At 39.7% G+C, this 19,260-nt stretch carries 20 protein-coding genes; 7 read left to right on the top strand and 13 right to left on the bottom strand.

All coding sequences use genetic code 11. The features are described from left to right. Positions 1 to 20: 20 nt before the first annotated feature. From BJN41_RS08065 to BJN41_RS08055, 3 genes are all read right to left on the bottom strand, one after another. Positions 21 to 401 (bottom strand): hypothetical protein, encoded by a 381-nt coding sequence (locus tag BJN41_RS08065; protein ID WP_070154443.1) that lies wholly within the window; start codon positions 399 to 401, stop codon positions 21 to 23. A 90-nt stretch (positions 402 to 491) separates the two neighbouring features. Beyond that, positions 492 to 1,286 carry a TIGR03915 family putative DNA repair protein gene (locus tag BJN41_RS08060; RefSeq protein ID WP_070154441.1) on the bottom strand — a complete coding sequence of 265 codons (795 nt, stop codon included), beginning with the start codon at positions 1,284 to 1,286 and terminating at the stop codon, positions 492 to 494. Between the two features lie 2 nt (positions 1,287 to 1,288). Beyond that, the gene (locus BJN41_RS08055) at positions 1,289 to 2,551 is read right to left on the bottom strand and encodes a putative DNA modification/repair radical SAM protein (RefSeq protein WP_070154440.1); all 1,263 of its coding nucleotides are present in this window, start codon (positions 2,549 to 2,551) and stop codon (positions 1,289 to 1,291) included. A gap of 301 nt (positions 2,552 to 2,852) precedes the next feature. Between BJN41_RS08055 and glyQ the strand changes: the two genes are divergently transcribed. Then, on the top strand, positions 2,853 to 3,839 hold the full coding sequence (glyQ, locus tag BJN41_RS08050) for a glycine--tRNA ligase subunit alpha (RefSeq protein WP_070154438.1): 987 nt from the start codon (positions 2,853 to 2,855) through the stop codon (positions 3,837 to 3,839). Beyond that, a complete protein-coding gene (glyS, locus tag BJN41_RS08045) occupies positions 3,839 to 5,908 on the top strand; it encodes a glycine--tRNA ligase subunit beta (protein WP_070154437.1) in 2,070 nt (689 codons plus the stop codon). The genes glyQ and glyS overlap by 1 nt, the downstream gene beginning before the upstream one ends. A 45-nt stretch (positions 5,909 to 5,953) precedes the next feature. Here glyS and BJN41_RS08040 read toward each other — a convergent pair whose 3' ends face one another. From BJN41_RS08040 to BJN41_RS08030, 3 genes are read right to left on the bottom strand one after another with little or no spacing between them, the layout of a single operon-like run. Next, the gene (locus BJN41_RS08040; RefSeq protein ID WP_070154435.1) at positions 5,954 to 6,673 is read right to left on the bottom strand and encodes a retron system putative HNH endonuclease; all 720 of its coding nucleotides are present in this window, start codon (positions 6,671 to 6,673) and stop codon (positions 5,954 to 5,956) included. Beyond that, positions 6,670 to 8,238, bottom strand: coding sequence for an AAA family ATPase (locus BJN41_RS08035; RefSeq protein ID WP_070154433.1), 1,569 nt, complete (start codon positions 8,236 to 8,238; stop codon positions 6,670 to 6,672). Before BJN41_RS08035 ends, BJN41_RS08040 begins: the two co-directional genes overlap by 4 nt. A 1-nt stretch (position 8,239) precedes the next feature. Beyond that, entirely contained in the window at positions 8,240 to 9,187 is a 948-nt protein-coding gene (locus BJN41_RS08030; protein WP_070154431.1) for a retron St85 family RNA-directed DNA polymerase, read from the bottom strand. Positions 9,188 to 9,518: 331 nt separating this feature from the next. Here BJN41_RS08030 and BJN41_RS08025 point away from each other — a divergent pair, with 331 nt between their 5' ends. Then, a complete protein-coding gene (locus tag BJN41_RS08025) occupies positions 9,519 to 9,908 on the top strand; it encodes a hypothetical protein (RefSeq protein WP_004976007.1) in 390 nt (129 codons plus the stop codon). Between the two features lie 359 nt (positions 9,909 to 10,267). Beyond that, entirely contained in the window at positions 10,268 to 10,783 is a 516-nt protein-coding gene (locus tag BJN41_RS08020) for a hypothetical protein (protein WP_070154429.1), read from the top strand. A gap of 66 nt (positions 10,784 to 10,849) precedes the next feature. Here BJN41_RS08020 and BJN41_RS08015 read toward each other — a convergent pair whose 3' ends face one another. Together BJN41_RS08015 and BJN41_RS08010 are read right to left on the bottom strand one after the other, a co-directional pair. Beyond that, complete coding sequence (locus BJN41_RS08015) at positions 10,850 to 11,050, bottom strand: hypothetical protein (RefSeq protein ID WP_070154427.1); 201 nt, start codon at positions 11,048 to 11,050, stop codon at positions 10,850 to 10,852. Between the two features lie 118 nt (positions 11,051 to 11,168). Beyond that, entirely contained in the window at positions 11,169 to 12,437 is a 1,269-nt protein-coding gene (locus tag BJN41_RS08010; RefSeq protein ID WP_070154424.1) for a hypothetical protein, read from the bottom strand. A 120-nt stretch (positions 12,438 to 12,557) separates the two neighbouring features. Here BJN41_RS08010 and BJN41_RS08005 point away from each other — a divergent pair, with 120 nt between their 5' ends. Together BJN41_RS08005 and BJN41_RS08000 are read left to right on the top strand one after the other, a co-directional pair. Next, positions 12,558 to 13,334, top strand: coding sequence for a class I SAM-dependent methyltransferase (locus BJN41_RS08005; RefSeq protein WP_019836034.1), 777 nt, complete (start codon positions 12,558 to 12,560; stop codon positions 13,332 to 13,334). A gap of 14 nt (positions 13,335 to 13,348) precedes the next feature. Further along, a complete protein-coding gene (locus BJN41_RS08000; RefSeq protein WP_019836035.1) occupies positions 13,349 to 13,903 on the top strand; it encodes a hypothetical protein in 555 nt (184 codons plus the stop codon). Between the two features lie 7 nt (positions 13,904 to 13,910). Here BJN41_RS08000 and BJN41_RS07995 read toward each other — a convergent pair whose 3' ends face one another. Continuing rightward, on the bottom strand, positions 13,911 to 15,113 hold the full coding sequence (locus BJN41_RS07995; RefSeq protein WP_070154422.1) for a TIGR03862 family flavoprotein: 1,203 nt from the start codon (positions 15,111 to 15,113) through the stop codon (positions 13,911 to 13,913). A 6-nt stretch (positions 15,114 to 15,119) separates the two neighbouring features. Beyond that, positions 15,120 to 15,806: an rRNA adenine N-6-methyltransferase family protein gene (locus BJN41_RS07990; RefSeq protein ID WP_070154420.1), complete on the bottom strand. Its 687-nt coding sequence runs from the start codon at positions 15,804 to 15,806 to the stop codon at positions 15,120 to 15,122. Positions 15,807 to 15,897: 91 nt separating this feature from the next. Here BJN41_RS07990 and BJN41_RS07985 point away from each other — a divergent pair, with 91 nt between their 5' ends. Continuing rightward, positions 15,898 to 16,071 carry a DNA gyrase inhibitor YacG gene (locus BJN41_RS07985; RefSeq protein WP_070154419.1) on the top strand — a complete coding sequence of 58 codons (174 nt, stop codon included), beginning with the start codon at positions 15,898 to 15,900 and terminating at the stop codon, positions 16,069 to 16,071. 406 nt (positions 16,072 to 16,477) lie between these two features. On the opposite strand, the gene BJN41_RS07980 is transcribed toward BJN41_RS07985, so the two are convergent. The 3 genes from BJN41_RS07980 to BJN41_RS07970 form a co-directional block, all read right to left on the bottom strand. After that, positions 16,478 to 17,122: an MBL fold metallo-hydrolase gene (locus tag BJN41_RS07980; RefSeq protein ID WP_070154418.1), complete on the bottom strand. Its 645-nt coding sequence runs from the start codon at positions 17,120 to 17,122 to the stop codon at positions 16,478 to 16,480. An 18-nt stretch (positions 17,123 to 17,140) separates the two neighbouring features. Beyond that, a complete protein-coding gene (hemH, locus tag BJN41_RS07975) occupies positions 17,141 to 18,154 on the bottom strand; it encodes a ferrochelatase (RefSeq protein ID WP_070154416.1) in 1,014 nt (337 codons plus the stop codon). Between the two features lie 64 nt (positions 18,155 to 18,218). Next, positions 18,219 to 19,247 (bottom strand): DUF4062 domain-containing protein, encoded by a 1,029-nt coding sequence (locus BJN41_RS07970; RefSeq protein ID WP_070154414.1) that lies wholly within the window; start codon positions 19,245 to 19,247, stop codon positions 18,219 to 18,221. Positions 19,248 to 19,260 lie beyond the last annotated feature (13 nt).

Below are 19,260 nucleotides of genomic sequence, written 5' to 3'. Positions count from 1 at the left end.
ATAACGAAAACTGATCAAGATTAATTTAAATACTCCTCCAATTGCTCCAATCGCTCTACATATTTTTGCATGGGGCAAAACTCATACATCGGCGAACCGATATAAGCACCAGCATTACGGCACTTTTGATCGACAAAATTTTTCAAGAGTTGTTGTGATTTCATGATGTCCTGATAGCGTTCAAGCTGCTTGTATTCCTGACTCTGTTTTTTTATTTGATCCCATACCTGCACAATCTGCTTTGCATATAAAGTTTTGGTTCTGGTACTACAGATCTCCACCACAGCATTATTGATATTGCCCAGTTTTAGCTGTGGAATTATGTCATCGACACATTGGCTATAAGGATCTATCGCTTTATCTTGCGTTTTGGCAAATACCAAAGTACTCAAACAAGCCATAATCAGTACTGCTGTTTTTTAAACTAATTTAGTCATGAATGTGCTCTTTTGTTATGTTGGTATTTTTAAAATAATAATCAAAAAAATGCCTTAAACATATTTTTCATTCAAATATCGCCAATAACGTTTTGGCAAATATTGCACATGCAATTTCACATTCTGACGTTCTTTAATATTGATACTATTGAAATAATCTTTCCAAAGCTGATCATATAATTCTTCTTGTTCATCTAATTCTAATTGAAAATTTTGACTAGCCCCATTTTCAATATTACGGTCAATCTGATGAGCATCTAGAGACACCTCATGAATCTCGTGTAAGTCATAATACAGTCCATATTTACGTTGTTCGTCATAAATGAGCCAACGTTGATCTTGATAACGACGCTTAAAATGCGGCTGTATCAAAGGTAATACATTAAAATCAGGTCGAACTAAACTTAAAAACAATCCATCTGTGGTTTTCTTAAACCGCACAAAAGCCTCCATACGATGCTTTTCGCGCCCGACCTTTTTCGTCCATTGCGAAATCGCTAAAACACTGGGATGAGAGTAATTTTTTTCGACTGAATGTTGATGCCGAAAAACATAGATACAGTAATTAAATAAATGTTGATAGGCATCCAACGATTCTGACAAATAAGCAAGATAAAATTGTCTCAGAGATGAATGCGAAAGTTTCTGCTGTAAAGCTGACCAAACACGACTTGCATGTTGCTCATGATTTGGAATTTCAACCACCGTAGCAAATAAGCCATGCTGCGCACCTTGGTTTAAACACAGTTGCACGTGAAACTCTTTAAATTGAAAAGCACGAAATACGCAGTTGAGTAAACCGACCATAGAGCCATCAAAGTAGTAATAAACCACCGCATCACTGAGCATGTTTAAAATCCTAAACTCAATTGCGGTGACAGTTGTTTAACGTATTTAGATGAACCCTGCGTTAATATTTGCTGACGAATATCAGTCGTAGAAAGTTCCTTTTGAAATCGTGGACTGTCTTCACAACGAATAAAAAACTGGGCACGTGAATACGCCACACCGAGTTGCTTCAATAAATCAGTATGTATCTTGCCAAAACGACGCGCTTGCACGATTTTCTTGGCTGACTTTACGCCGATGCCTGGTACACGAAGGATCATGCGATAGTCAGCACGATTTAAATCCACTGGAAACTGCTCGGGATGACGCAACGCCCAACTCAGTTTGGGGTCTACATCCAAATCTAAATGTGGGTGTTTTTCATTGACGATTTCATTGACTTCAAAACCATAAAAACGCATCAACCAATCACTTTGATAAAGCCGATTTTCCCTTAATAAAGGCGGCGCCGAACCGACCGCTGGTAAATAGTTATTTTCTGTGTTGATTGGAATATAACCTGAGAAATATACCCGTTTCAGTTTAAATTCCTTGTAATGTCGATCTGCCATCATAAGTACGTCTTGATCAGTTTCCTGATGTGCGCCGACTACCATTTGCGTGGTCTGCCCTGCGGGTACATATTTTGGCACATGCTTGATAATCTGGCGTTCATCTTTGAGTTGAATCAGTCGATCTCGCACTAGCCCCAAGTCTTTTTGTACTTCTTGATGTGATTTTTCAGGCGCAAACGCTTTTAATCCGACCTCAGTTGGCATTTCTAAATTGATGCTCATACGGTCAGCATAAAATCCTGCTTCATGAATCAGCTCAGGCGATGCTCCAGGAATAGTTTTGAGATGAATATAGCCATTAAAATTTTCTTCGAGACGTAGCTTTTTCACCACTTGAAGCATCCGCTCCATCGTATAGTCGGCGGATTTAAAAATACCTGAGCTAAGGAATAATCCCTCTATATAATTACGACGATAAAAATTAATGGTCAGATCAACCACCTCTTGTACCGTAAATGCAGCACGTTTCACATCATTAGAACGGCGCGACACACAATAAGCACAATCAAAAATACAGACATTACTGAACAAGATTTTCAGCAATGAAACACAGCGCCCATCTTCGGTATAGCTATGGCAAATCCCTGCCCGACTGGCATCGCCTAAACCTTTGTCTTTATTCTTACGGTCACTACCACTAGAGGAACAGGACACATCATATTTAGCTGCATCAGCAAGAATTTGTAATTTTTCACGAATGCGATCAGACATAGCAAACACCTCAGTGACAACATCATTTCAAAGCTAACATTTCATGATTTGAAAATTAAGATTGAGAAAGATGTTATGCGTCATGAGGTGACGTTTATGTGAATGGTCTGCGATTCAGGACTTTGCCAACTGGGAAAATATGTCTGGTATGGGGTACGTTTTGAATTAACTCGAAAATTAAACAAAAGCGTTTAAATAATTTATTATCAGAACTTGTCGCTGAAACGCTCGAATCCTTTGCACTGCACCTCAAAATCCTTATAATTGAGCACAATTTTTCTCTAATTTTAAGTGGATGACCATGAGTCGCGCCATATCGCATATTGATACCTTTCAAGGCTTAATTCTTGCCTTACAAAACTACTGGGCGGAGCAGGGCTGCGTCGTTTTACAACCTTACGATATGGAAATGGGTGCAGGGACATTCCACACTGCCACTTTCCTACGTGCTTTAGGTCCAGAAACATGGAACGCGGCGTATGTACAACCATCTCGTCGTCCTAAAGATGGTCGTTATGGCGAAAACCCGAACCGCTTACAACACTACTATCAATTTCAGGTGGTGCTGAAACCAAACCCAGACAACATCCAGCAGTTGTATTTAGATTCTTTAAAAGCGATTGGAATTGACCCATTGGTGCATGACATTCGCTTTGTAGAAGATAACTGGGAATCTCCAACACTTGGCGCGTGGGGCCTAGGTTGGGAAGTATGGTTAAACGGTATGGAAGTGACGCAATTCACTTACTTCCAGCAAGTGGGTGGAGTTGAATGCTACCCTGTAACAGGCGAAATCACCTATGGTCTTGAACGTCTGGCAATGTACCTGCAAGGTGTAGACTCAGTTTACGACTTGGTTTGGACTAAAGGACAGTTTGGTATAGTCACTTATGGTGATGTGTTCCATCAAAATGAAGTTGAACAATCGACCTATAACTTTGAATATGCGCCTGTTGATAAAATGTTTGAACTGTTTGACTTCTATGAAGTAGAAGCAAGCCGTTTAATTGCAGCAGAATTACCATTACCTGCGTATGAACAAGTGATTAAAGCATCTCACTGCTTTAACTTGCTCGATGCGCGTGGTGCAATTTCTGTGACTGAGCGTCAGCGTTATATTTTACGTGTACGTACCTTAGCACGTTCTATTGCTCAAAGTTATGTGGCTGCACGTGCAAAATTAGGCTTCCCAATGGCAGAACCGCATTTACGTGATGAAGTCTTGGCGCAGTTAAAAGCACAGGTTGAAGCGGAAGCCAAAGCGCAAAATACTGAGGAAAGCAAATAATGTCTAAACATACAGTTTTATTTGAACTCGGTTGCGAAGAACTCCCACCGAAAAGCTTAAAAACCTTACGCGATGCCTTACTTGCAGAAACTGAAAAAGGTTTAAAAGATGCAGGCTTAGCTTTTGATGCAATTGAAGCCTATGCAGCGCCACGTCGCTTGGCACTTAAAATTGTCAATGTAGATGGTGCGCAAGCAGACACCCAAAAACGTTTTGATGGTCCTGCTGTTCAAGCCGCCTATGATGCCGAAGGCAAACCGACCAAAGCGCTTGAAGGCTTTATGCGCGGTCAAGGCATTACGGTAGATCAAGTCTCTACATTCCAAGCAGGTAAAGTTGAAAAAGTGTGCTACTTAAAAGACGTGAAAGGTCAAAGCCTTGATGCGTTATTGCCACACATTTTACAAACAGCATTGGACAACCTGCCAATTGCAAAACGTATGCGTTCTGCTGCAAGCCGTACTGAATTTGTGCGCCCAGTAAAATGGGTCGTTTTACTTAAAGATCATCAAGTAATTGAAGCAACGATTCAAGACCATCAGGCAGGTAATGTCACTTATGGACATCGTTTCCATGCACCTGAAGCTATCACTTTAACGCATGCCGATGAATATCTAGCGAAGTTAAAAGCTGCTTACGTTGTGGCGTCGTTTGAAGAGCGTCAAGCGATCATTGATCAGCAAGTAAAAGCATTAGCGGATGAAGTGAATGCGATTGCAATTGTTCCTGCGGATCTACGTGACGAAGTCACTGCACTGGTTGAATGGCCGGTAGCTTTACGTGCCAGCTTTGAAGAACGCTTCCTTGCCGTTCCTCAAGAAGCCCTGATCACTACCATGCAGGATAACCAGAAGTATTTCTGTCTGGTGAATGCTGAAAACAAATTACAGCCTTACTTCATTACCGTTTCAAACATTGAGTCTAAAGATCCGACTCAAATTATTGAAGGTAATGAGAAAGTGGTTCGTCCACGTCTGTCAGATGCTGAGTTCTTCTTCCTGCAAGACCAGAAACAGCCATTAGCTTCTCGTAAAGAGAAACTGGCCAACATGGTATTCCAGGCACAACTGGGTACTTTGTGGAACAAGTCTGAACGTATTGCTAAACTGGCTGTCGCACTTGCTCCGATTACGGGTGCAAAAGCTGAAGATGCTGAAAAAGCTGCCCTGCTTGCAAAATGCGACTTAACTTCTGAGTTAGTAGGTGAATTCCCAGAACTTCAAGGCATCGCGGGTACTTACTACGCACGTCTTGAAGGTGAAAATGATGAAGTGGCTGAATCTTTAGGTGAGCAATATTTACCTAAATTCGCGGGTGACGTTCTGCCTAAAACCAAAACGGGTACAACGATTGCCCTTGCGGATCGTCTAGATACTTTAACTGGTATTTTCGGTATTGGTCAGGCACCTACAGGTTCTAAAGACCCATTTGCGCTACGTCGTTCTGCCATTGGTATCCTGCGTCTAGTGACTGAAAATGAACTTGATGTATCTATCGAAGACCTGATCAAGCTGGCATTGGCTGCTTATGGCGATGTATTAAAAGATCACGACAAGACTTTGGCAGATGCTGTTGCATTCCTTGAAGGTCGTTACCGTGCGAAATACGAAGACCAAGGCGTTGCAGTAGATGTGATTCAAGCCGTTCAAGCTTTATCACCAAAATCTCCACTAGATTTTGATAAACGTGTGAATGCGGTAAATCACTTCCGTGCCTTGCCTGAAGCGGCTGCATTGGCTGCTGCAAACAAGCGTGTTGCCAACATTTTAGCCAAAGAAACCGCACCTGAAGGAAGCGTCATTGAAGCTAACTTGGTGGAAGATGCAGAAAAAGCATTATTCGCGGAACTTGCGAAAATCACACCTGTGGTGGAGCCATTATTGGCAGCAAAAGACTACACCACCGCACTCTCTCAATTGGCTGCATTGCGTGCGCCTATTGATGCTTTCTTTGAGGGTGTAATGGTTATGGCAGATGATGCTGAATTGAAAGCTAACCGCTTACGTTTATTGGCTCAGTTGCGTGGCTTGTTTACAAGTGTTGCGGATATTTCGGTGTTGCAGCACTAAGATTTAGCTAATAAAAAACCCGCTTGAGAGCGGGTTTTTTATATTTTAGTAAGAAACATAATCAAGTTTACAAGTATAAAACTTCATATTAGTTGCCGTATTTGAAAATAAGGCTTCTTTCAAAAAATCTAGTGCTTCCTCAACAGTCTTCCCACTCTGAATTAAAATAGCTGATTGATTTTCCATTTCCTTTCTGACAGCCTCTCGAGCCTTCTTCAAATAAGTTTTCTCATTCAAATTAAGTTTTTCTATTGACTGCTTTGCTAAAACCTTAAGCTCAACTGGACATTGATCTGAAATAATAATTTCACCATCCATTTCAAAAGAAAATATTTTCGCATCTGCTGGAATATGCAAAGGGTTAAGTATTTCATTAGTCCAGTCATTATCCCCCTTAATAGCATCACAATGTAAATTAGGATTTGTATAACGATTATCATCGATATGGTTCATTGAACCACCATGACAACAACCAAATAAATTACTCCATGTTAGATGAGCATTTTCTTGAGTATTAGGTAAATAAGTTTCTGATTTTGGATAAAAATGTTCTACTCGAAAATCTTTAATTAAACTCGTATTAGATATTTCAAAATCAGTTTCACAATAGCAGCATATACCTAATTGATCTTCTTTGATTAGAGTACATACAGCCTTATAAGCTACTTGATCTTCATTCTTAAAATTTTCCCATTTAGCAGTTGAATTTTCATTTAGATATTTGGTTAAGCCTAAAGGTGCTTCAGATTTAGATATATGCCTCATTTTTTTGATCTTTTAAATTTTCTTAATGAAATTTCAACATCAATTCTATCTAACTCTGTTTCTTTATTTTTCCCCCACTCATCTAATTTTTTACGGAGCTCAGTACCACGCTCAGAGTCCCACTTATCTTGGTTCACTAAACTAATATACTCTTCAAGTAATTTAACTTCTTCTACTTCTTGTGGTCTTGGATCTACATAAAAGACATCCTCCAGAACTACATTCGACTGCGCACCTTTTGTAAATTTAGGTATCTCATATTTAAATGTATTTGTTTCATGATCTATGTATATAGAACGAATGCATTCAGCTTCTACCGTTGTTAAAATGTGAGGGCTATGAGTAGTCACAATAAATTGAATATTTGGAAATGACTCACGTAGAATCAAAATAATTTTCTGTTGCCAACTAGGATGTAAGTGCAGTTCAATTTCGTCTATAAGAACAATTCCTCTACCATCAAAAGGCGTATCAGATACGTCATTGAGTAAAAGCAAACGTCTTGCAATATCTCCTATTAGCCCAAACAAAACTCTTTGCCCATCAGAAAATTGATGTAAAAAGATAATTTCTCGTTCTAAATTTAAAGCTACTTTATCTTCACCATCATCTGCATTAACAAGTTCAATATGATTTAAATCAGGATATATTTTCCTAAATAATTCTTCCAAGAACTTAATTGCTTTTTTTGATTGATTGTTTGTTCGATCGTTAGGATACAATTCCAGAACTGATACCAAATCTTCATATAGTTCATATAAAGGATGATCTTTATTATTAGCACCTGCTTGCAATAAACTATCAACTTGGTTTCTAATTTTTAAACTATCAACATTATCAACAACAGTATTTGCTATCTTCAATAACCGAATCAACCATTCACTAAAGACATTAAATGACGCTTTTGAACTTAAAGAACCATCATATCCACTAAGTTTATCAAAATCTGATGCTCTTGCTTTTCTAGCATCTTTTGATAGTCTATCAATTCCGTATAGGGCAAAAAGTGGTAAATCAATACTTTTATAATTATTTAAAAGGCGAAATTTCTTACCAATTTCACGATATGAGACTAGATCACTTTTTAAATCGCTAAGGATGCCTTCGGGTAGGCGTGCTACCCTACCTTTGAATTTATAAGCATTTCCTATTTGAAACTCACAATCTATATATGCCCCTTTATCTTTATTAAGATTATTTACATCATCTACATCAATAGTCCCACCATTGGTATTTTCTTTACGAGCCGTAGCAGCAATCCACATCAAATTTTTACGAATCGACTCTAATAAACTCGTTTTACCAACTCCATTTTCACCTATTAATACTGTTAGATTTTTATGGAGATTTAGTTCTAGTTCTAAAATTTTTCTGAAGTTCGAAATAGTTAGTGTAGATAAAAAAAAGTCCGTATTTAGAATTTTTATTATATTTTCAAAAGCTATCTGTGCCTGCCCTTCATTTTTCTCAAAGCCTAATATACCATCTCTATAATTTATAAATACTTGAACTGCAGCCTCAAAATTTCCATTCTGTGCATTACTTAATAAATGACGTGTATTCATATCAATTTCCTACCCGAATTCTTTGAATTACATTCTGAGTATATTTTTTCTCAAGGGTTATTAAAAAATTTGGTTCAACATATTTTATAAAACCAAGATAACCTCTTAAATAACTTAAATCTTCAAGAGAAATTTTTTCTTCAATAAACTTGTGAACTAAATGCTTTATATAACGCTTTTTAGCTCTCCCTATTGAAAGCTCATCATGGTTATTAATAGTAATACCTGTGACATGACGATTATGCTTTTTAGATGAAAAAACTGTTTTCAGATGATTAATTTTTATAGTGTTACCATAAAGTTTAATCAATACATTTCTTACTGTATCAGGCATACTAAATAATAAATTAGGCGTATTTGTGGAGAACGTCATATCGTCTGCATAACGTGTATAAGTAATACCTTGTTCCTCGCAATATTGAGCAATTTCACAATCAAACGAAAACATGATGAAATTAGAGATAAAAGGTGAACTTGGTGCTCCTATACTTAGAACTAACTTATTTGAATATTTACTAGGCTTCCAAAAAAAAGTTTTTTCTATTATCTCTTTTTCTAACCAATCAAATTCTATGCCTGCTCTTTCACAAGCCTTCCAAAAAATTTTTGGGGTAATCGAATTAAAAAAGTCAGTAAAATCCATTCTCAAAAAATAAATATTTTGAGAATGTACTTCAGCATTTTTCTTTATGTCTTTCCCTTTGACATATGCCATACTTGAAGCATGAATAGGAAAATTTTCCTGAAAAAGATCAATCAAAGCTCTTTGATAATCTTTTAATTCACGAATAGGTTGAGCAATAGTACGTGTACCTGAAGTCCTTTTAGGAATTTCATATCTTTTATATTTCTTTGGAGCTTCATCGAAAAATTTGAAAAAATCCATTTTAGAATCAAAATTATGAATTTGCTGAGACATTAAATATTCAATAACATCAACTTTTGACATAATTTTTCCCTAATTAAAAAGCTCAGGAAGTATCCTTCACTGAGCTTGACGCTCTTTACTTTAGAGCAAAAGTTTCAATTGTTTGCGAATCACATGAGCGAAGAATTGAAACTTTTGTTCTCCAATGTGTTTCATCAATAAGTTAGAGTCTGGCTAAACACCCGACTAGACTGTTAAGTCCTAAAACTAAAGAGCATCTTTATATTAATCGAGAGAATCATATCCTACAAATTTTTTTGTCTATTCTTTAATTCAAAATTTACTTTTTATAGTCAATTGTTTCCCAATTCCCTATACTCAACCTAACAACACTCAACAAGAAAACGAGCTTATGAAACTTAAAACACTCATTTTATCGGGTTTAACTTGCCTTTCTCTTAGTGCGTGTACTTCTGCACCTGTCATTCCACAGCTCACAGCAGGTGTTTTACAAGAAGTGAAAAACATTGAAGTTTACCCAGACACTGTCAATAACAGCGCCAAACTCACAAAATTTATTGATAAATGCGTGATCGAATTTACAGGCACACTGCAAGCAGGTCGTTCTATTGAACAATGGGCATTTAAAGGCAATGCATTAATTTCAGCTGGTTCTGCAACATTTGCACAAGATGGGACTAGCATAGCAACTCACTTTGACTTGCATGATGCAACTGTGCAAAAGAACTTCATCACCTTACGCAACCATTTTCATAAAGATGCGCTTGCACAATGCAACTAAGCTAAAAACAGCTTTGAATGTATCTTGATGTAGCAAGATTGTTGGACTTTCAATATAAATACAGCATCGCTTGATATTTCAAACTAAGATGATAAAAGCAGTGTAGCCATTGCTGCCCTGCTTTAACAACTCTCCAGAGTAACAAGACCCACAATTTTATGTGGGTCTTCTTCTTTAAGTCTGAAACTCTGCCATAGTTTCAAGCACTTTAAAGTCTCAAACACTGTAAATTTCACCTAAAAACACATCTTACTTGCGAAAAATAAACACTGCAGATCATCTAGGCTTTATACAATGCAGTACATTCTATTCAAAACCTTTCAACGACCAGTATTCGGCATCCTAAGAGGCGCAGCACAATGAAAAAGATCAATGTCAGCATTTGTATTGGACTATTACTCAGTAGTGCTTCGGTGTGGGCACAAAATAGTGATGCGCAAATTCAAAGCAATAAACCAATTCAGCCTTATGCAGACAATCCAAACCTTTTGCATGTTTGGGCATATAAAACTCAGGAAGGCGTGATTCAAGCTGCACAAAAAGTCGGTGAAGTAACCGAAAAAGGTATTGAAAAAATTCGCCCATCGGCACATCAAGCTTTAGACAACGCCAAACAATTGAGCAGCCAGGGTGCGGCTCAAGCCAAACATACTGGGCAGCAACTTGCCAATAATGTAAATACTAAAATTCAGGAAACCAAAGAAGTGATTACAGGACAAAGTGACCATGCCGTGCCTATCTATCAAGCACTATTAAGCGCGCCTTCGCAGAATATCGCCCCTGCAGCCACCACTACCGCACCTAATCAGGAAGCACAAACTCAGGCTGCACCAAGTGCAGAGGCTGAAGAAGAAATTAAAGTGATTAAACTATAATTTTTTTGATTTATTGGTTGCTTGAAAAGCACAAAAATAACTCAGCGCAAATAAATAAGCCTGCATTTAATCTGCAGACTTATTCATGTGATAGCGTATCGTTTTTTGAATTTGTCGGAATACATAAGTGCCTAATCCCAACAAAACCAACAAACCTAAAGCAAAAAATAGATAAGCCTTCGGCTCAGGCGCATCTGCAAATAAAGTCGCAGATAAAATTAAACTAGACAGCAAAACAAGCACAGCAGGCATTAACAACTTGGTCATACATACTACCCTTGGAATGATCAACAAAAGCATGTTTTAAGATCATCTTAGCCCAATGGCAAAACAATACAAGTGTCTAAAATTTAAACCATCTAAATAATGGATCAAACTTTGCAGCTTACTGTTCCAGTTCTAGGGTAAATTTGGCAGTATCTGGCAAATCTTCTACAAAATCATTGCCACCGAACTCATCACTGCTCAAGTTCAAATTTTTATAGCTCAACACAAAATAGTCGCTATATTTTTTTAATATCAAGGGGTGCATGCCTGCAGCCAGTGCATCTTGTTCCTTGCATAGTTTCATCACATGACGATCATTCATACTAATTAAGTAGCGTTCATCGTTCAGATAAATTTGCACCAAACCACTGCCCTTTGCATAAATCGGAATCAGGAATTTATGATTTAAGGCAATTGCATGTGCGGCATAGCTCTCAATTTTTTGGCTGATGATGTTAAACACCAAACCATGACCAAAATGGTCGAGCAAGACATTACGATTTTCATACGGCAACTGAATTTGTAAGCCGAGTTTGTTTAAATCGTGCTGATCGACCTGTTTATTACTCAGTAAGGAGCGAATCAGGTTTTGTTTCAACTTGGCATCAAAGAAGTTACTGTCAAGCTGTAAGTTATTGTATTTTAAAATACGACCTAAAGACCAACGATGATTCGGCAAGACATTTTCAATCACTTTACGATAGTAAAACTTGCTGTTCTTTTTCACCTTGCGAATTTTTTGATAAAAGAACGGCGCATCAAAAGGATGGGTTAAAAAGTCATTCAGTAATTCAGAATTGGCTAAAATCGCAATCGCATCATGCCCTGTAAATGGTAAATGCAAAGTATGTAAATGCGGAATTAAAGGCTGAATTTTTAAATAATGCCCACGATCTTCAGGATAATATTGGTCATAAACCACAATATATTCACGGTGTGCCGATACATCTTGCGCTTGAATGCGCATATTGGCATTTAAATCTGCCTGATAAAACATATTATAACGTGGGTCGTGAATATCTTCAGGATCAATTGAATACTGCGGTACCAAAGCCACAATACGATTTAAATCCAACAAATTGGAGTATTTAATTGCCGCGTATCCACCCATTGAGCCGCCATAGCCCACGCGAATTTTAAATGAAGCAATCAGGTCTTGAATGGCGGCCAACATGGCGCGCATAGATGCTTCAGGAAACCATGATTTTTCCTTAGGCATGACCCCAATCACATTGAAATGAAACTTTTCCAGTGATTTTTCTGCATTAATAGACGTGCCTTTGGCTCGTGTAATTAAATCACCAAAAGAAAAAATCAGCTCCTGAGATGAGCCTTTCATGAAAATAGCGCGGATATGTCCGTCTTCAAAAATTATGTGTTTATCCATTCCCACACCGACGCCAAGGCGCTGAATTAAACCGTTACTTTAAACCTGATTACACTGTACACAAGTTCAAAAGTGAATATGTTATTTTATAGATGCACAGCAGATTAAAAATCGCAAAATATGACACAATCTCTACACCCTGCCGCACAACAAGGCTTTGCTTTAGGAGCAAACCTGTATCAACAAGTTCGCCCCAGTTACCCGCAAGAAGTTGCTATTTTCCTGCAAGATCAGCTCCAAGTTCCATTGAATAGTAATATTGTAGACCTAGGTTCTGGTACAGGAAAGTTCCTGCCACATTTGCTCAAACTGACAACTCAGCTTATAGCGGTAGATCCGATTGCCAGCATGTTAGCCGAATTAAAGCAACTTTACCCGCAAGTTGAGACAATTCAGGCACGAAGTGAGCAATTACCACTCCCCGACCAGTGTGCAGATTTGGTGAGCTGTGCGCAATCTTTTCATTGGTTTGCCAATCTGCAAAGTTTAAAGGAAATTCACCGAATCATAAAACCTCAAGGTTATTTGCTGTTAATTTGGAATCAACGTGATATTTCGGTCAATTGGGTGAATGCACTGGCACAGATGATTTTACCTTTTGAGGGCGATACCCCGCGTTTTCACAATCAGGACTGGCGTCAGGTATTTGCCGATACAGATTTATTTCAACTCACCCACGAGCAGCAATTTCATCACCCGCATGTCGGTACAGTCGAACAAGTAGTATCTAAGCGTTTACTTTCGACTAGTTTCATTGCTGCGATGCCGATTGAACAGCAACAACAACTCAAAACACAATTTGAACAATTAGTATTAGAATATACGAATAAGCATGCGCAAGATGAAATTGAATTTCCTTATTGCACACATATGTATGTCTATCAAAAAGTTGAATGAGAGGGAGCAAATAAATGCAAATAACCTTTAAACACGCGATTGCTCCCTTAACAATTTGTTTGGCTTTTGCCCTCAGTGCCTGTGAGCGTAGTAAGGTAGAACATACAGACAAACTCAGTCCTGAAGATCAAATCATGCAAAGTCAGGTCGAGCAAGCCGCGATTCAGCCCTTTGAAATGACTGCGGATGACCCGCATGACATTCAATTGCTGATGGATTATGAACAACGCCATGACAAAATAAGTAATGATTTAGAAGATGAGTTAGAACGCTTGCATGAAAGCAAACAACTTGATGCTGCATTTGCAAAAGATCGCCTGAAGGACAACATTCAATCTGCCTTAACCATGCTTAAAGCACTGGATTTAAAAACGCCACAAGGGCGCTATATTCAAGGCTTAATGAGTGAATATTGGGAAAAACAAGCGCAATATCTGGCAACTCAAGACACAACTTCTGCTCCTTATCCTGTCAGTAAAGCACAACGTCAACAAGGTTTAGCAGACTTGTTACAGGCGCAGCAACAACTAGAACATTGGCGTGGGCAGTATCCTCAACTAGATGAGTAATGTATTTTTACACACGCTGCTGTAAATATTGATGCACGCCTTCCGCGGCAGCGCGTCCTGTCGCAAAACAGGCTGTTAGCAAATAGCCGCCCGTTGGTGCATCCCAATCCAGCATCTCACCACAAAGAAAAACGTGAGGATTAGAGTTTAACTGCAATTGTGCAGATAAAACCTCGCGTTTAACCCCGCCCGCGCAGCTAATTGCTTCTTCAATAGGACGAAAACCTTTTAAAGGCACCGTTAAATTTTTAATCTGCTGCGCTAGTTGCATAGGCTGCTGCCAAAGGGCTTTATCCACCAACTCACGCACGACTGCAGACTTCACGGCATCCAAACCCGCCTTGCGCCAAATATTGCTTACAGACTGTTTTTTGGAAGGTTGTAACTTTTGAGAAAGCTGCTCAATACTTAAATCGGGCAACAAATCCAGTTGTAACTGCAGCGGTTGATGTTCCTGCTGCAATTGTCGCAACGCGCGCCCTTGTTTATAAATTAAGCTACTTTCTAAACCATAATGGCTAATCACGATATCACCCATGCTTGGTACAGCACCTTTCACCCATGCTTGTACACGTTTTAACGGTTGCCCAAATACTGGCTGCATATAATTAGACCAGTGACATTCCACTCCTGCATTGCTGGCTTGAAAAGGCTGAATTTCATTGGCAGATAACCAACGCTGCCATGCACCATCGCTACCTAATTTCGACCACGACACTGCCCCACATGCCATCACAATGGCGGCAAATTGCTGTTGTTCAATCTGCCCTGTGCTTAAATTTTGAATACTAAGTTGATTTTGATTTAAATCACAGACCTGATGCCGATAATGAAACTGTACGCCTGCATCAACTAAGCGTTTTAACCATGCGCGCAGCAAAGGCGCGGCTTTCATTTCTTGTGGAAAAATCCGCCCCGATGAACCTACATAAGACTGAATACCTAAACCCTGCATCCAGTTTTGAATCCAAGCGGCATCCCATTGTTGAATCCACGGCGCCAACCATTCCGCCTGATCATAACGCTGAATAAATTGTGCAATCGGTTCTGCATGTGAAATATTCAGACCCGTTTTACCTGCCATCAAAAACTTACGTGCCGCTGAAGGTTTCTGCTCATAAACATGCACATCATAGTCAAACTGACTCAGCACTTCGGCAGCCATTAGCCCTGCTGGTCCTGCTCCTATAATTGCAATGCGCTGTTTCATGCCTGTTTACTCAGTTGTTACACTTGAGTCTGCGGACGCTTTCGCCTCAACTGAAGTCGGTGTTAAAGTTGGCTGCTGTCCTTGCAAAGGCTGAAAATCATCAAAACGGGTTGTATAAGCGGCAGGTTTGCTGATCTGCAGTTCCTGACAACGCTCGCCACGTGCTAAATATTTGATTTCAAAGTGAGTGCGTGCTGAATCTACTGGAACATCCTGCTGAATAAATGGCAATTTCCACACTTCGATCAGCTGCTGCCGTGCTTCTGCAATATATTCAGGAATATTACTCACCAAAGTAATGCTGCCACCTGCTTTTAAGCGTGACAACAAAAAGTCAAAAAACGGCATATTCAACCAACGCTGGGTGGCATTATGCGGTTCAGGGTTTGGATATAAAATAAAGAATTGCTCTACTTGAGCAGGAAATAAAGCATGCACAATCCATGGAATTGCATCGGCATGTACTATTTGTAAGTTGCGCTGACCTTCAAGTTGATGCTGTTTTTGCATCGCCACAAATTTTTCGCGGGTACGCTCAATCGCAATTAATTTTTTATCAGGATGTTGTCCACTAAATAATAAAGCATGCTTGCCTTTACCCGCACCAATTTCAACACAAACCGATTCATTGGCAACGGCTTGAAAATCACGAGGGGCATGCATACGCTGGGSTTGAAATTGACGAATTGGCATAATCAGATCAAACTTACAAAATTCGGCACAAGTCTACCAAGTCAGGTGCTATTTGCCTAATCCAATCCTGTATTTTTCATAGGAGTTCAGCATGCCTCGTACTTTTCCTTGCCCACGTTGTGGCGAATCTACACAATGGGAAGACAATCCTTTTCGTCCATTTTGTTCCGAGCGTTGCAAGCTCATTGATTTAGGCGCATGGGCAAGTGATGAATATCGTTTACTCACCCAAGATGCTCCACAAGCAGAAAACTCTGAGGAATAGAATTAAACAATCACTAAGCTTAAAGGGTAAAAAGTACACCTAAATTTCAGCTCAAAATCCCGTTGAGAAGTATAAAACTTGCAGGGAACCTTGCCCATTTATTCATAAATTGTTCAAAATTTGTTGCTTAATCATGGCTTAATAAAGACGAATCGCACTCTTTAATCGTGCCGCGTGTTAAACACATACCATTGAATAAAAAAAGCAACAACAAGAATTTTAGGAACACAACCCCATGGAAGCTTGTCTTAAAGGAAGTTTAATGCTGAGGATTTTACTCACATTCTTTGCCATGCTATTTGCTCTCGAAAGCAGACAAGTCTTAGGCAATCCTTTCCGCAAATAAAAAAAGTCAGTACACACTGACTTTTAGCTGATCTTTTACTGTTAAATCACAGCACAAGACTTAACCTGCTTGCCCCGCCACAAAAGGATTGTGCTGTTTTTCAAATCCTATGGTACTGATGGGACCATGCCCCGAAATAAACTGAGTGTCATCGGGCAAACTAAAACATTCGCGCTGAATTGAATCGAGCAATTGTTGATGATTGCCACGTGGAAAATCAGTGCGTCCAATTGAGCCTTTAAATAGCACATCACCTGTCCACAAGATGCCATATTTTGCATTATAAAACATCACATGCCCTGGGGTATGCCCAGGTGCATAACGCACTTCAAAGCTTTCTTGCCCCAATTGCAGCACTTCACCCCCCTCTAACCACTGTGTAACCGTGACTTGTTCAGGGATAGGAAAACCATAACGCGCAGACACTTCTTGCAGTTGATCTAACCAAAAGGCATCTTCTTTCTGTGGACCAATCACAGGAACATTCCAGTGATGTTGCAATTCACCCACAGCACCCGCATGGTCTAGATGCCCATGAGTTAACCACAAAGCTTTCACCGTTAAACCCAACGCTTCAACTTCAGCTTTCAGTTTTTCAGGCTCGCCGCCTGCATCAATCAAAATCGCTTCTTTGCTTTCAGCATCCCACACAATCGAGCAGTTTTGCTGAAAAGCGGTGACGGGAACAATTTTGACTTGCAACATGGTGGCGAACCTCAAAAATTAATGGCTTAGGGTATGCTTTACAGCATCAAGATTAGCTTGAACTAAATGTTTGAGCAAATCCAAATGATCGGCACGGGTATTCAGTGCAGGAATATAGGCATATTCTTTGCCACCTGCTTGTAAAAACAATTCTGCATTTTGAATCGCCAATTCTTCTAGCGTTTCTAAACAATCTGCAGAAAAAGCAGGGCTCATAATTTGCACTGACTTCACGCCCTGCTGTCCCCATTCTTCAAGTAACACATCGGTATAGGGTTTGACCCATTCCTGTTTGCCAAAACGTGACTGGAAGCTAATTGCCCATTGCTCATCATTTAAATTTAAAGCATCGGCAAGCAATTTGGCCGTGATCCGACAACGCTCTGCATACGGATCACCCTTATCGGCATACGGCTGTGGAATGCCATGAAACGACATCAACAGCTTTTCTGCCGCACCATGCTCGGCTTGAAATTCACGCACACTTTGCGCCAAAGCCTTAATGTATAATGGATGCTGATAATAGTCACGAATGATGGATAAGCCCGGCAAATTACGCTGCTGTGGCACCCATTTGGCAACGGCATCATATAAAGGCGCTGTCGAGGTTGCCGAATATTGTGGAAATAAAGGGAACAAAATCACATGATCTTGCGGATTTTGACTCAAAGCTGCCAAAGCCTGTTGAATACCCGGATTGCCATAGGTCATTACCGGGACAATATTCAACTCAAATTCAGGATATAGCGGCAATAACTGCTGTTTTAAGGCATCAACCTGTTGCAACAAAATTTCACGCATGGGTGAGTCGTTTTGCCAGACCATGGCATAGGCATGTGCAACACGCTTAGGACGAAATGGCAAAATGAATAAATTTAAAATGATTTGCCAAATCGGTTTGGGAATTTCAATCACCCGTTGATCAGATAAGAACTGCYTTAAAAAACGGCGAACCCCTGCTGCAGTCGGTTCATCAGGCGTACCTAAATTGGSTAAAAGAACGGTTACTTTGGGTTTTGCTGTAGACAACATCCAGCCCTCGTGTCTGATGATTGAACACGACTACTCTAACAGTTTTTTTACTCTGTATTGAGAGTCAATACGGTGTTTTAAATGAATTAACCCGGTCGGTATCGAGCACATTGCTCTCTAAAAGTTTTTGCGCTTTTGCCGTGATTTGCCACAGCATCCGCTGACGATCATCACGCCCCGCTTGCACAATCCAGTCATTTTGACGCATTTGCATTTTAATCTCATGCAACGCTCGAATATTGATTTGAGCACGTGCAACCGCATGCGCACGCGGCATGATCTGACGTGCATCATCCAAACCTGTTTCATTCAAATATTCATTCATACGTTTAGAAAAATATTCTTCAGGGGTCGGATGAATAAAAGTATTACCTAAAATTGCTAACAACTGCGCCCAACTTAAACTTCGTTCAACTTTGAGCTCTCTAAAGTTACCATCCTGATACGCATGCATACGATATTCAAAACGATATGATTCATTCATCGAGACTTTAGAGAGGCTTAAAAACGGATCTGATTCACGCTGTCCCACATCAGTTTCTAGCTGACTTAACTTACTTTTTAAACGCTCAATTTCATCATGTAAGGCTTGCGTATTTTGCGGACGGACCCAACCAGACGTCGGATAACGCTCCAGCATTTGTGACATATTAAAGCGGACAGCAAGCTCTAAATCACGTAAAGTGCGATAACAAAATACCTGATCGACTTCTTGTTGCAATAATGTACGAAACTCTTTGAATTTTTCACGCAATTCAGGTTTTTCATCATGTAAAGCTGGATCTCGTGAAGCAGGGTCTTCGTGCATAAATACAATGATTGGCTTTTGCTTGGTGAATGCATAAATATACTCTAAATGCATATAACCCACGCCCGACACCGATTGCTCACCGTACTGGCTGCCCAATAGAATCACCACATAGTCACAATCATCGATTTGACGGCGTGCAAATGCAGTGCTAAGTGGGGTGCGTTTTTCTAACCCCCACGAAAAAAAACCCATTCCTACCAATGTTTGTGCCAAGACCACTCTTTCTGGCTGCATATCTGCCCCAGAAGTCGAGATAAAGACCTGATAACGCTTATCCAGCATTGGTTTCCCCTCT

Source organism: Acinetobacter towneri (assembly GCF_001758345.1).
In the GTDB taxonomy this organism is placed as follows: Bacteria; Pseudomonadota; Gammaproteobacteria; order Pseudomonadales; family Moraxellaceae; genus Acinetobacter; species Acinetobacter towneri_A.
Note: the sequence above shows the minus strand (reverse complement) of the source record. Positions and strands in the feature narration are given on the sequence as shown.